Source organism: Vibrio sp. Isolate32, from assembly GCF_022397955.1.
Classification (GTDB): Bacteria; Pseudomonadota; Gammaproteobacteria; order Enterobacterales; family Vibrionaceae; genus Vibrio.
In genome coordinates this window covers 1-13,158 of record NZ_JAKEUQ010000055.1, presented here as the reverse complement: position 1 = coordinate 13,158, position 13,158 = coordinate 1, and the positions used below count along the sequence as shown (strand labels likewise).

11 protein-coding genes and 3 pseudogenes are annotated in these 13,158 nt (G+C 43.7%); 10 read left to right on the top strand and 4 right to left on the bottom strand.

Going from position 1 to position 13,158, the window contains the following annotated elements; translation table 11 throughout:
- Positions 1-568: 568 nt before the first annotated feature.
- The 4 genes from codB (at position 569) to L1D11_RS21920 (ending at position 5,108) form a co-directional block, all read left to right on the top strand.
- Positions 569-1,807, top strand: coding sequence for a cytosine permease (gene codB, locus L1D11_RS21935; RefSeq protein ID WP_239834779.1), 1,239 nt, complete (start codon positions 569-571; stop codon positions 1,805-1,807).
- 9 nt (positions 1,808-1,816) lie between these two features.
- Positions 1,817-3,094: a cytosine deaminase gene (locus L1D11_RS21930; protein ID WP_239834780.1), complete on the top strand. Its 1,278-nt coding sequence runs from the start codon at positions 1,817-1,819 to the stop codon at positions 3,092-3,094.
- 359 nt (positions 3,095-3,453) lie between these two features.
- Entirely contained in the window at positions 3,454-3,666 is a 213-nt protein-coding gene (locus L1D11_RS21925; protein WP_004740083.1) for a cold-shock protein, read from the top strand.
- Positions 3,667-4,091: 425 nt separating this feature from the next.
- Complete coding sequence (locus L1D11_RS21920; protein WP_239834389.1) at positions 4,092-5,108, top strand: GGDEF domain-containing protein; 1,017 nt, start codon at positions 4,092-4,094, stop codon at positions 5,106-5,108.
- 136 nt (positions 5,109-5,244) lie between these two features.
- On the opposite strand, the gene L1D11_RS21915 is transcribed toward L1D11_RS21920, so the two are convergent.
- Positions 5,245-5,844 (bottom strand): hypothetical protein, encoded by a 600-nt coding sequence (locus L1D11_RS21915; protein ID WP_239834388.1) that lies wholly within the window; start codon positions 5,842-5,844, stop codon positions 5,245-5,247.
- A 169-nt stretch (positions 5,845-6,013) separates the two neighbouring features.
- Here L1D11_RS21915 and L1D11_RS21910 point away from each other — a divergent pair, with 169 nt between their 5' ends.
- Positions 6,014-7,543, top strand: coding sequence for a DUF3612 domain-containing protein (locus L1D11_RS21910; RefSeq protein ID WP_345772759.1), 1,530 nt, complete (start codon positions 6,014-6,016; stop codon positions 7,541-7,543).
- Positions 7,544-7,587: 44 nt separating this feature from the next.
- On the opposite strand, the gene L1D11_RS21905 is transcribed toward L1D11_RS21910, so the two are convergent.
- A complete protein-coding gene (locus L1D11_RS21905) occupies positions 7,588-8,607 on the bottom strand; it encodes a DUF2955 domain-containing protein (RefSeq protein ID WP_239834387.1) in 1,020 nt (339 codons plus the stop codon).
- Positions 8,597-9,718 carry an HlyD family secretion protein gene (locus L1D11_RS21900; RefSeq protein ID WP_239834386.1) on the bottom strand — a complete coding sequence of 374 codons (1,122 nt, stop codon included), beginning with the start codon at positions 9,716-9,718 and terminating at the stop codon, positions 8,597-8,599. The genes L1D11_RS21905 and L1D11_RS21900 overlap by 11 nt, the downstream gene beginning before the upstream one ends.
- Before the next feature lie 159 nt (positions 9,719-9,877).
- On the opposite strand from L1D11_RS21900, the gene L1D11_RS21895 reads away from it, so the two are divergent.
- Complete coding sequence (locus tag L1D11_RS21895; RefSeq protein ID WP_239834385.1) at positions 9,878-10,873, top strand: helix-turn-helix domain-containing protein; 996 nt, start codon at positions 9,878-9,880, stop codon at positions 10,871-10,873.
- A 60-nt stretch (positions 10,874-10,933) separates the two neighbouring features.
- Here L1D11_RS21895 and L1D11_RS21890 read toward each other — a convergent pair whose 3' ends face one another.
- Entirely contained in the window at positions 10,934-11,995 is a 1,062-nt protein-coding gene (locus L1D11_RS21890; RefSeq protein ID WP_239834384.1) for a sensor domain-containing diguanylate cyclase, read from the bottom strand.
- Positions 11,996-12,017: 22 nt separating this feature from the next.
- Between L1D11_RS21890 and L1D11_RS21885 the strand changes: the two genes are divergently transcribed.
- The 4 genes and pseudogenes from L1D11_RS21885 to L1D11_RS21870 form a co-directional block, all read left to right on the top strand.
- Positions 12,018-12,410, top strand: a complete 393-nt coding sequence (locus tag L1D11_RS21885) for a hypothetical protein (protein WP_239862795.1) — start codon at positions 12,018-12,020, stop codon at positions 12,408-12,410.
- A 24-nt stretch (positions 12,411-12,434) separates the two neighbouring features.
- Positions 12,435-12,620 (top strand): annotated as a pseudogene (locus L1D11_RS21880) (transposase); the annotation flags it as partial.
- Positions 12,621-12,683: 63 nt separating this feature from the next.
- Positions 12,684-13,033, top strand: a pseudogene (locus L1D11_RS21875) (transposase); the annotation flags it as partial.
- A 4-nt stretch (positions 13,034-13,037) separates the two neighbouring features.
- Positions 13,038-13,158 (top strand): annotated as a pseudogene (locus tag L1D11_RS21870) (IS110 family transposase); the annotation flags it as partial.

Genomic DNA, 13,158 nt, shown 5'->3' with positions numbered 1-13,158 from the left:
ACTCATGGATAGCCTCGGCCTCAAGACCACAAGGGCATTTCGCCTCAGAGTTAGGTTTAAGAGTCAGGGTAATAAGTGATGCTGTCTGGTGAGACTTTACTATTTTAAAGCCTTCCCAGAATGAAGATAGGAAAGTATGATTCGGCATGGAAACGGTAGTTTGTGTATGATTTTTGTTTGGCGACTAAACCCTATCACTTACTACCGTTTTTTTTTGTTTTTAGTTCCCGCTAATCCGCGATGAACCATTTTTTTGCCTTCAGCTTGGCAAACCGCTCTCCTTTTCCATACAGACACCCATTCAAACGTATAATAATCAATATTCATAGCCAACCAAGAACAGCAGATAACCAATGTGTTATAGAAAACGTTTTCTATTTATTTTTTTTAAAATAAACGTAGAAAATAACCTTATGTTTTATATGTAAATATTATAAAAAACTGGTTTTAATGACTGACTATTGGCAAATTCAGCATTGACTACGTGACTTATATCACCATAATGCGCACGTTTGCCTGCAATATGGCGACCGTTAATTTTAATTTGATCATTTGCGGAGGTTAAAAAATGGCGGCTGATAATAACTACAGTCTAGGACCGGTTCCAACATCGGCTAGGAAAGGAGTTGCTTCACTCACCATGGTAATGCTTGGACTCACTTTCTTCTCTGCAAGTATGTGGACAGGTGGTTCACTCGGGACAGGTCTTTCATTCAACGATTTCTTCCTCGCCGTTCTCATCGGTAACCTAATCCTCGGTATTTACACTTCTTTTCTTGGCTACATCGGCTCATCTACTGGCCTCTCTACTCACCTTCTAGCTCGTTTCTCTTTTGGTATCAAAGGCTCATGGCTCCCTTCTGCTCTGCTTGGCGGCACACAAGTCGGTTGGTTTGGCGTAGGTGTGGCAATGTTCGCAATTCCAGTACAAAAAGCGACGGGCATTGATACCAATACCCTAATAATCGTATCGGGCTTGTTAATGACAGGTACCGTGTACTTCGGTATCAAAGCGCTAATGGTACTTTCAGCGGTTGCCGTTCCTGCTATCGCAATTCTAGGCGGTTACTCAGTGCTGACAGCAGTAGACAGTGTGGGTGGTTTAGAACAGCTACAACTCATCAAGCCAGAAACGCCAATGGACTTCTCTGTTGCTCTAGCGATGGTTGTGGGTTCATTTGTTAGTGCAGGTACATTAACGGCTGACTTCGTGCGCTTCGGTAAGAAACCAGCAAGTGCGGTACTCATTACTATGGTCGCATTTTTCATCGGGAACTCACTGATGTTTATCTTCGGTGCAGCCGGTGCAGCCGCAACAGGCCAAGCTGACATTTCGGATGTCATGATCGCACAAGGTCTTCTACTTCCGGCAATTATCGTACTAGGTTTAAACATCTGGACGACTAACGAAAACGCACTTTACGCATCAGGTCTTGGTCTATCTAACATTACTGGTCGCTCAAGTACTACGATGTCTATCATTAACGGTATTATCGGTACGATTTTCGCGCTTTGGTTGTACAACAACTTCGTTGGTTGGCTAACCTTCCTTTCTCTAGCGATTCCACCAATTGGTGGCGTAATCATCGCCGACTTCTTCGCGAACCGTCAGCGTTACAAAGATTTTGTAAATGCAGAGTTCCAAACCGTAAACTGGACTGGCATTATCTCGGTAGTAACAGGCGTAGCCGCTGGTCACTTCCTACCTGGCGTTGTTCCTTTGAACGCTGTGTTAGGTGGTGCAATCAGTTACCTCGTGCTTAATCCTCTATTGAACAAAAAAGCTTTGAAATCTCAGGCCGCTTAAGGACACACTATGACAACCTTATTAATCAAGAACGCGAAACTTCAAGACCAAGAAGGCTTGAAACAGATTCTGATTGAAAATGGTCAATTTTCTCGCATTCTCGATAATGACGCGCAAATCAACCATCAGGGCGAAACTCTTGATGCAGAAGGCGGCATTGCGGTTTCTCCTTTCTGTGAACCGCACATTCACCTAGACACAACTCAGACAGCTGGTGAGCCTAACTGGAATATCTCTGGTACCTTATTTGAAGGTATTGAGCGCTGGGCTGAGCGTAAAGAACTGCTTTCAATTGAAGACGTTAAGTCACGTGCGAAGCAAACTCTGAAATGGCAAATTGCCAACGGCGTACAACACGTTCGTACTCACGTAGACGTGTCTGATCCAACGTTAGTCGCGCTAAAAGCGATGGTTGAAGTGCGTGAAGAGATGAAAGAATGGGTCGACATCCAAATCGTCGCATTCCCTCAAGAAGGTATTCTTTCTTACCCGAACGGTAAAGAACTTCTAGAAGAAGCTGTGAAGATCGGTGCTGATGTTATCGGTGCTATTCCACACTTTGAGTTCACTCGTGAATACGGTGTTGAATCATTACACTATGTATTTGAACTTGCGCGTAAATACGACTGCTTGATCGACGTTCACTGTGATGAAATCGATGACGAGCAATCTCGTTTTGTTGAGACACTTGCAGCCCTAGCTCACAAGTTCGAAATGGGTGAAAAGGTAACAGCAAGCCATACAACAGCGATGGGCTCTTACAATGGTGCTTACGCATCTCGCCTATTCCGCCTGTTGAAAATGTCTGGCATTAACTTCGTTGCAAACCCGTTAGTGAACATTCACTTACAAGGTCGTTTCGATGATTACCCGAAACGCCGTGGCGTGACTCGTGTGAAAGAGATGCTAGCAACAAACATCAACGTTTGTTTTGGCCACGATGATGTGTTTGACCCTTGGTACCCACTGGGTACAGCGAACATGCTTCAAGTTCTGCACATGGGACTGCACGTAACACAGGTTATGGGCTACGACCAAATCAACAACTCGCTTGATTTGATCAGCAAAAACTCTGCTCGCACATTGAACATCCAAGACAACTTCGGTATCGAAGAAGGTAAACCAGGTAGCCTACTGATTCTTCCTGCTGACGATGGCTTTGACGCAATACGTCGCCAAGTACCAGTGCAGTACTCAGTGCGTAACGGTAAAGTGATCGCAGAGACTCAGCCAGCAAGGACAAAAATCAATCTAGATATAACGGAAGATATAAGCTTTAAGCGCTAAAATCGTCTATAATTATAATTGAATAAAAGGAAGGTGAGATGTTTCCTTTTTGTGTTGTTCTAAGTGGCATAACTATCACTATGTAAGTGTGTTTTTTGTGGATTCGCACGGTAGGACAAAAAAACACTGATTTCGCAATCAATGTGTGTACATGTCGAAAGACTGTGTTAACATACACCTGCTCTGTTAGCCGGAGTTATTTAAGTTAGATGAATAGTAAAAAATTGACATGTAAAATCGTTACCCGTTTTTGTAAGTAGTTTTTCCTTATTTCTTAGCAATATTAAATAATTCAATTATCAGCGCATTGCATTGAATGCAATCAACAATTTAGAAAATTTATGAATAAGGGACAAATTATGTCTAACACAAATACTGGCACTGTAAAATGGTTTAACGAAGAGAAAGGTTTCGGCTTCATTTCTCAAGACAACGGCGGCGCTGACGTATTCGTTCACTTCCGTGCTATCGTTTCTGAAGGTTTCAAAACTCTGAAAGAAGGCCAAAAGGTTTCTTTCGAAGTTGAAAACGGTCAAAAAGGCTTACAAGCAGCAAACGTTGTTGCTCAATAATTAGCATTTAGCTAAAAAGAATTTTAAAGCGCTGATTTTTATCGGCGCTTTTTTGTATCTGTCGAAAAGTTTTCTATACTCTCTTACCGCTGATCACTTTCTCTACCACACTCTAAAATACCTAGCCACCCTACTGCAAACAACCTCACTTTTTCTTATCCACTTAAAGCGTCATTTTCTGGAAATCATTGCCTAGCTTCAGCGCTCATATCGACATCACTGTTGCAAAGTGAATAACCCCAAATATGGTTAAAGAACAATTCATTAGATAGCCAGCATAAGTACACAATCGATATTCACAATAAAAATAAGTGCTTTATTCAACCGTCATCCATTAATTATATAATTTTTAAAGCAAAGCACGTAGAAATCCGCTAACCTTGTCCAAAAGTGGCTTTAGTTGGTTTGATACCTCCAGTAAAATAATGAACAAAGACGAATTTCAGAAATCCACCGCTAATCTAAAAAAAGCGGTGCCTCTTATGATGAAGAACAGGGTGTCTACCACACCTGCAAATTACGCCCTTTGGTACACCTATGTCGATAATGCGATTCCGCAACTGACTAAAGAGATGGATGGCGTGCTGGAGCATTATGGCATCTGCCCTCCGGCTTTTGGTGAACAGCTTTACAACAATTACGTTGCCAGCAAATCAGAAACCAATATCAATGACCTACGCACTAACTTAGAGCTGTTGGTATCTGAAGTATCAAATTCTATGAATGACACGCTGACGGATACTTCGGCTTTCTCAGATATGATCGATAAAAGCTTTGAAGATCTGTCTCACGTCGAAAATGAAAGCCTCTCTATCGACGAGGTGATGTCTCTAGTACGTCAGCTTGTTTCTGAGTCTCGAAATATTCGTCATTCTACTCAATTCTTGAATTCTCAGCTCAACTCTGCGACCTCTGAAATCTCTAAGCTCAAAAGCCAGCTTGTTGAAGTACAGAAAGACGCACTGTTTGACAGCACCACCACCCTATACAACCGTCGCTCTTTCGACCGCGATTTAGAAACGCTCTGCGAAGCGAACCAACCTCTGTGTTTGATTCTTCTCGACATCGACCATTTTAAGAGTTTCAACGACACCTATGGTCACCTGTTTGGCGACATGGTTCTTAAAGGCATCGCTCGTAAGCTCAAGCTAAGTTGTCATGAAGGCATTTCTGCTTATCGCTTTGGCGGTGAAGAGTTTGCACTAATTGTGCCCAATAAATCAGTACGCATCGCACGCCAGCTAGCTGACACTAACCGTCGTTCGTTAGAAAAACTGTCGATTAAAGACCGTCGCAGTGGTGAACAGGTCAGAAATATTACCGCCTCTTTTGGCGTGGCTGAACTCGAACCTGGAGAGTCACCACACTCATTGATTGAACGCGCAGATAAGCTGCTTTACGAAGCCAAAACACTTGGCCGTAATCGCGTTATGCCTCTTTAAAAGCAATCATTAGCCTGGCTATTTCAGACAAATACGCGTGGTGAATATTTATTGAAATTAGAAAGCCCAAATGCGTTGCCTTTGGGGCTTTTTGTTGGTTACTGTACCCTTGGCTCAGAGCGCTGATAACTAGGCTTTAAATTTGGAAACAGTAGTTAAGACAGTAGTCCTCTCCACTTTTTGCTCTAAATTCTTTATCTTCACTGCACGCCTTTGGTTTACCCTTTTCATCGCCTTTAACCAGGCTGATCCAGTGGCGCATCGCAGCAATAGTTTCTTGGTGTAAAGTCGTATTCGTTGATTCAGCTGCAGCTTGACCGAATGTCGTGCACGATTCCAGTTGGATATCATCAATCTCTACCAGTTCAATGCAGCCAGTGCCTTTGTGGCAACCAAACATCACTTCTAAATGGCTTCCGCTACCATCACGGAACAAAATTGAGTCAGGGTCGCTCTTCTCACCCATGTAAGCTACAAAGTGCTTAGGGTGTTTTAGTCCGCTGTGTTGTCCGTCTTTGAAATAAGCCATGATATGACGGTAATCGACTACGTAGCTCGTTACATCTTGGTGAGAGCCATGCTCAAGAGGAAATAGACGGTCAAGCAGTTGCTTTGCTTTCACTTGCTTCTCATTTTGCTGGTTTGCACTGATTGTCTCCACGGCAAAGACAGCTTCAGCGATAAATGGCTTAGATTGTTTTTGGATTTCTGTTTTATCGAATGTAAGCATATTCATAGTCTTTCCCTCGTGACCAGTCTGGTGATAACCACCAATTTCTACAGAAAAAATGTGTCCTAGAGCAATCATTCCAAACTAACGTTTAATTTATTTGTCATTTTGTGAATTGCTTAGTTTGTAGATTATCGCTTTTTTATATACAATTTCACAACAAAAATTTTACAATGTGAATTTTACAAATATGGCCTTGTCAAAAAGTTTAGTTCGTCAGTCACATTTCCTAGGTACAAAAATACGTAACCTAAGAAAACGTAACCATTTAACGATGGAAGATCTGTCTGCGCGTTGTATTAGAATCAACCCAGAATATGCCCCTTCCGTTTCTTACCTCTCAATGATTGAACGTGGAAAGCGGGTTCCAAGCATCGATATGCTGGAAGTGATTGCACAGGTCTTTCAGAAGAATCCTACGTGGTTCCTTGACGACGAGTCTGAACAACAAGCCATTGCTCCTGACAAGGGGAATCGTGGCGGGATAAGTGGCATGGCGCTTGAGCCTAGCTTCCTTTTCTCCAACGACATCCTGCAAATTGCCATTCCTGAAATGCTTTCACAAACGGGGATTTCAGGCCGCCAGTTTGCCCACCTCTTGATTCGAGCGCACCAAGAGAGCAATCAGAACCACTTTCCTGACCTTGAGCGCGCTGCGGAGGAAGTCGGCTTAAAGCGGCTTAACCTTAGCGTAGAAGACCTCATAGATATCGCTAGAAGTCTAGGGATTAACATCCGTTGGGTTACGCGCACACCGCAAGACGTTGTTGATGAGCTCGGAATTAACGCCAAGCAGTTGGTGACCTCCTTCTTTGAGCCTCCCGGTACTATCTTCTTAAACGAGATTCTTAAAGAGTATCCGACTCGTCTGAAATATGACCTCTCGGTTTATATCGGCCATTGCATTCTGCACAGTAAAGAAGGCCTAAAGAGTGTGTTGTCGGTCGGTAACAACAACACATGGGACGACAATCAAATATCAGGATCTTCACAACTCAACTCCCAAGATATTCTTCAAGCATGGCGAGACTTTGAATCTAGCTTCTTTGCTGGAGCGCTACTATGCCCGAAAGTCCCATTTAGACAGTTACTCGACCGTACTGGTTATGAAATCGACGTTCACAAAAGAGCAGGGGTTTCCCCCTCTGTTGCGATGCGTCGAATGACGGTAGTATCGCCCTACCCTCACTGGCACTACTTTGATGCTTATGGGCCGGGGAAACTCAAGGCGGTATATCGCGGGAACGGGATTCCGCTGCCTTGGGGAAATATGAGAACGGTCGCTGATCCATGTCAACATTGGGCTGTGTTCCGTCGATTATCAGAACCTCGAGCCGGAAGCTCGGCTCAAATCTCCATTTTGAATGTGGGCGATGAGCCAAGAATCTACTGCTGTGAATCCATCAATATGACGGATCCTGCTGGTAACAATCGTGTGTTGTGTGCTGGTATAGATCTCAACCCTGCGATTGATGCTCAAGGCGGTAATTCAAGAGACATAGCAGAGCAGCTTAAGGCGTCATGCGTCAACAATGGCGGCTCTGTAGCAATACCGCGTAACATCAAGAAAGATCTCACGACCATAGCCAAAATTCTAAATATAAATTGGATTGAACGTGGGATAGAGACAGAGGCGAGACTTATCTGCTCCAGAGGTGGAGAATGCCCACGCCAACCAAGCTGTTATTCTAAGTGTGGTGGTTAAAAAAGTAATAACATAAAATTGAACTTAAAATTCAGGCAAAAAAATTAAGGCTGATTTTGTAAGAACTTCCAATTCCTAGTCTCGAGGAAAAGCGAAGCCAAAATCATATAAATTCCAATTAACACTAACTGGAATATGCGAATAAAAGTGTTGCTATCAATATCGCCAGAGCTCATCAATGTGCTCCCAACAAGTACCAATAAGGTGCTAAATGCAGTAGCAAAGATCGGCGCTTTTTCTGGAACGGTATAGATCTTGGTCGCCATAAGAATCGCAACAAGACCAATAAACAAAGAATAGAAGACAATGTTAGGAACAATCGAAAGAATCGAGAATGCCGCAATCGCCAACAAGCCTCCAATACCGTTACTGATCACCAAAAAGGCACTTAACTTTATCGATTTCTCTGACGTAATCATTAACGATAGCAGCGCAATAAACATCATTGTCAGTAACGCTTCAGAGATTTGAAAAATAAAGAAAAAACACACCACTGGATAAGAGATAATCATAGCCCGAAATGCCGCATACCAACGCTGTCTCTTTTCGAGTGGCGCTGCTGCAAACCCTGAGAATTCAGATTTAGGTTCTGGGAAAAACACGTGGACTAACGCAAAGATCATCACTGAAACCACACCCGATGCCGCCAAGCCAGATGCCAGTAATACTGAGACACCAGGGTTATCAATCGCCATAAATGGCAACATCAACACAGCAATCAACAAAACGGTAGCAAATAGGTTCCATTTAGGGTCTACGAATAAGTAGTAACCCCACAACATCATTAATCCCACCAAAATCAACAGAGGGATTGGATAATGGGTTATCCCACGAGACAGCAATAAACCCAACGCCATAGTAGCAACCACCGCCAACAACAGTTCGTAGACAGTTTCTTTATGCAGGTTTGGTTTATCGATTAAAAACTTAGCCGTGAACACTGGCGCCACGAATGCCAGCGGCCAGTTAATCCATGCAGCTAAAAAGACAGCTAACGTGACCCCGACGGTATACCGCAGGATCCGTTGCTGTGTTTGTTGATCGAGTGCGGGCTTATCGGACATAAGACAATACACTTATAAATCGAATCCAAAGTTTGCCGATTGCGTTGAAAACAAAGTTATCGCCGCTGTAAACAATCACATCCGCCTGACCACCAACACGCAGCATGCCTTGCATCGCATCTCGTTCAAATTCGATAGTAATTGGCAGCATTTGAGTTTGGCGCAACCAGCCAGTTTGTTGACTCGCCTGAGCAAGTTTACCTGCTTGATCGTTTTGTCCCCAATCGACCCCCCAATCAATGCTGCTTACACGACCTTTCACGATTCGACCCGGAGCAAAATCTAGAGCCACTTCCACTTCATCGCCAACCGTGACATTACCTAAGCTATTTTCACGGTAGTAAGCTTCGATCCAGATATCTTCCGTCGAAACAAACGTCATGATCGCTTGACCTGCGGAAGCATAAACGCCTTCCGACAAGCTGAAATTAGACACACCACCTTGTGTTGGTGCTTTAATAACAGTGCGTTCAAGGTTAAGTTGAGCTTGTTCCAACGCCAGTAACGCTGCTTTCACTTGGCTGTTCTCTTCGCCCTCTTTACCCATTTGTTGCTTCGCGCGTTCAAAATCTGCTTCAGCATTCGTCACGTTAGCTCGCGCTGTTGCCAAAGCCGCTCGAGCTTCGTCTGCATCCGACTTGGAAACCACACCTTTGTCTGCCATCTCCAAGATACGCTTGGCCTGAAGCTGAGTATTTTGCTTCTCAACCAAAGCAGAAGTGAGCTTAGCTTGGGCAGAAGCGATACTTGCGGTTTGAGCCCCGACATTTTGCCCTGCAATTTCTAGATTCTGCTCGGCTTGCTGTACCGCTATTCGGTAATCAGAGTCATCGAGAATGGCTAAGGTGTCGCCTTGATTAACCAGTTGATTGGGCTGAACCAAAATGTCCAATACTTTGCCTGATACCTCAGGCTTAACAGGAACAATGTAACCTTTAACACGAGCGTTATCGGTAATCGGAATAATTCGATCTGCAATGATGCTGAACAACAGTGTAAATGCGACGAAAGCAAGTAGATAATTGGTTACCTTTCTCACTTTATCTTTGCCCTGTTCCGGCTGGGCGCTTTCTTCTTTTACGTCTTGCTTGTTCCCTTCGACTTCTGACATGGGACTCCCTTCTAAATAACTAAAATCAACAAAATTAATAATCTTATTAATAAACACGACCATGGAAAACTCAAGTAATTAGAGTTAGATTTACTAAACAAAGTGTCGTAAATGATATGCACGTTCAATTATGTATCAATACACAAGGATTGATTGATCATGGCCAATAGCTCCTATCAAGTACCAGTAATACAAACCAGTTACGCCAAGATCCTCGTGCAGATGTTTACTGACTATGGATTGGATCTCCACTGGCTGCTCGAAGACTCTGGTCTACCGTCTGACCTTATTGAGTCAGAAAGCGATTTTGTACCGTCAGAATCGATCAAACGACTCATTTACCTGACCTCTTCACAGCTTGGCGTATCTCGATTCACGGATGTTCTGAGGCTTGCTTTTAGGCGAAGAATCATCCCATACGTCTTGCATCAATTTACCGATTTCGAAACCATTGGTGACGCGTTAAAGCACATCAATACCATTTTCTCTTACGACTCACCCGGTAGTAGTGTCGACTTCGTTGTGGAACATGGACAAAGCTGGTTTTGCAGAACATCTCGAGACGAGCCTTCATCCATGTTCCAGTGGGGAGAAGTGTTTGCCATCACCTACATTATTGAGTTGATCACGATTTTGTCTCAGTCACCTTGGCAACCAACCAAAATTCGCTTGCAAGGCCATGATACCGACATCGTCAAAACCTTAGTTCCAAGTCACTGCCAGTTGTTCATCGACCACAGTTCAACCGCAGTCATGATCCCAGATGAAATCCTACAGCTACCTATTCGCCTCACAGCTAAAGACTTAAGTAATAAGCCCGCTATCGTTGAATGGCACACCAGCTTTACCGATAGCGTTTATGAACTGCTCCAACCCTATATGAAAGAGCAAGACCTCTCGCTTGAAGAGGCGGCGGAGCTGCTTAATTTCTCGGTTAGAACCTTTCAACGAAAGCTTAAAAACGAAAACACTACCTATCGAAAAATTAAAGAGAACCTGATGTTCTCTGTAGCCTGTGAACTAATGGAAGAAGGGCATACTCTGACTTATATCTCTAGTCAGTTGGGTTACACCAACATCTCCCACTTCTCTAGAGCTTTTAAACGTGTATCTGGGTTAACACCAAAAATTTATCAGCGTTCAATATCGGGTTAAAAACCTTTCTGTGCCTTGGGCCGCAGCTCAAGGTATAGAGAGCTCTTACTATAATATCGGCTACCCAATAACGATAGGCGATAGATAGCCCGAGCTGGAGCTACATACCCTATTGCGGCCATTTTCTTTGGCGCGGTAAAGCGCTCTATCAGCACTTCGGTATGTTACTTCTGCCTGCGTATGTATTTCACACACTCCGCTGCTCACGGTTAGGTTCAAGCTTGTGCCTTTAGCAATCGCTTCTTTTAATCGATACATGGCTTCAAATGTATCTTCAAGGTTCGTTTCTGGCATTAAAACAGCGAACTCTTCACCGCCAATACGAGCTACAATATCAGTATCACGACTGTTGTTTCGCAGTAGTTCAGCCACATCTTTGAGTACATCATCACCTTGGTCATGACCATGCGTGTCGCTCATAGTTTTAAAGTTATCTAAGTCGACTAATGCTAAGCAAGAGTGTTTGCAACCATAGCGCTCTGCTAGATTTGAATAATGATTGAGGTATTTATCGAAGCGGCGTCGGTTCCAACACCCTGTAAGAGAGTCAGTTTCCACCAGTATTCTTAGGCGACGTTCTAAGATTTTACGACGACTAATATCGGTAAAAGTAACGACATACTTTTCACTTTGTGGCAGTAAATCTTTGATTTTCTCTACCACCACATTGACCGTGAAATGCTCACCCAAGCGACTGACTCCACTCAGCTCCCCTTTCCAGCGACAATTCTGCTTAAGCGAATCTGCGATGCTTGATATCAGGATGTTATTGTTCATGAAACAAAGGTCTGAAATAGGGCGAGATTCAACTTGGTCAAACGCATAACCTGATACCCGAGAGAACTGTTGATTAACTTGTATGACCCTCAATTGACTATCGAGAACGGTAAAGCCTGCGACACCATCAATGATCGCTTCCGACAAGTTACTCTTGCTTTGAGCCATTTCATGTCGATAAAGGCGTGCGGTAATGAGAGTGCTAAGTAAAAACAACGCACACACCGAAAAAACCATGGCCGTCGTAGGTGCATTACTCAGCAACCACAAGCTAAATGCTAAATTGATGACAAGTGCAGATACCACGTATAGCTGCATTTTTCGGTCATAACTTAACTTGTTCATAGTTTGCTCTGGTGATGGGCGAATGACTATGATGCCTAAGTTTTCACTAAGATGTTTACCATTTTACGACACATACAAATCCAAATTACATATCGAGTCATTCACCATCTCATTCGCCGCTGCGATTTTTCTGCGGCTGTTGCTCAAACTGTCTATCGGCTTGGAACATAAACTTGCGGATTACTTCAAATCTAAACCGGGGACTGCACCTAAGATCTACAGAGGCTTGCCTAGCTACGTAATTCTGGTGGGTTCAAAGTTTGTGATGCTAGAAGCGATCAGCATTCTATTTGGTGACAAAGTCGATTTCACTAGCCCTTGGTACGGTTTGGTCGCCTTCTTTGCCGTAGTGTTTACGATTCTGGTTGCCGAAGTGATGATCCGCACCAGCAGTTTTGGACATCGAGTTAAGTGAGTACAATCACTAACGAGGTGAACCATGACAAGCAAGAAAAAACGTATTATCCATTCCCCTGAATTTAAAGCAGAAGCCCTGAAGCTAGCAGAGAAAGTCGGAGTAGCTGCGGCAGCGAGGCAACTGTCATTACACGAATCCCAGATCTATGGTTGGCGTAAGGCAGTTAAGAGCGACACCAGCACCAGTCAGCGAGAAAAAGATCTAGCCNTGATCCGCACCAGCAGTTTTGGACATCGAGTTAAGTGAGTACAATCACTAACGAGGTGAACCATGACAAGCAAGAAAAAACGTATTATCCATTCCCCTGAATTTAAAGCAGAAGCCCTGAAGCTAGCAGAGAAAGTCGGAGTAGCTGCGGCAGCGAGGCAACTGTCATTACACGAATCCCAGATCTATGGTTGGCGTAAGGCAGTTAAGAGCGACACCAGCACCAGTCAGCGAGAAAAAGATCTAGCCGCTGAAGTGGCCAAACTCAAAAGACAATTGGCTGAGCAARCTGAAGAGCTAGATATCGTAAAAAAGGCCGCCACCTACTTCGCGAAAAACCTAAAGTAGATAATTGGACTCCCCTCCTCATAAGTCGCAGCCTCGTAATGGTTGCTAGAGAAATATTCGGAGTTCAACATGATGAAGACAGTTGCAGGTGTAGATTTGGCCAAGAAAGTGATTCAAGTTTGCGTTTATGCAAATAAAAAGGTGCGTTCCAATACAGAAATGACACCGAACGAATTCACTTGCTGGTTAG

Bases quoted from the DNA above. Each gene is read 5' to 3' on its own strand.
- codB (WP_239834779.1), top strand. From the start codon at position 569: ATGGCGGCTGATAATAACTACAGTCTAGGACCGGTTCCAACATCGGCT.
- L1D11_RS21930 (WP_239834780.1), top strand. From the start codon at position 1,817: ATGACAACCTTATTAATCAAGAACGCGAAACTTCAAGACCAAGAAGGC.
- L1D11_RS21925 (WP_004740083.1), top strand. From the start codon at position 3,454: ATGTCTAACACAAATACTGGCACTGTAAAATGGTTTAACGAAGAGAAA.
- L1D11_RS21920 (WP_239834389.1), top strand. From the start codon at position 4,092: ATGAACAAAGACGAATTTCAGAAATCCACCGCTAATCTAAAAAAAGCG.
- L1D11_RS21915 (WP_239834388.1), bottom strand. From the start codon at position 5,844: ATGAATATGCTTACATTCGATAAAACAGAAATCCAAAAACAATCTAAG.
- L1D11_RS21905 (WP_239834387.1), bottom strand. From the start codon at position 8,607: ATGTCCGATAAGCCCGCACTCGATCAACAAACACAGCAACGGATCCTG.
- L1D11_RS21900 (WP_239834386.1), bottom strand. From the start codon at position 9,718: ATGTCAGAAGTCGAAGGGAACAAGCAAGACGTAAAAGAAGAAAGCGCC.
- L1D11_RS21895 (WP_239834385.1), top strand. From the start codon at position 9,878: ATGGCCAATAGCTCCTATCAAGTACCAGTAATACAAACCAGTTACGCC.
- L1D11_RS21890 (WP_239834384.1), bottom strand. From the start codon at position 11,995: ATGAACAAGTTAAGTTATGACCGAAAAATGCAGCTATACGTGGTATCT.
- L1D11_RS21885 (WP_239862795.1), top strand. From the start codon at position 12,018: ATGACTATGATGCCTAAGTTTTCACTAAGATGTTTACCATTTTACGAC.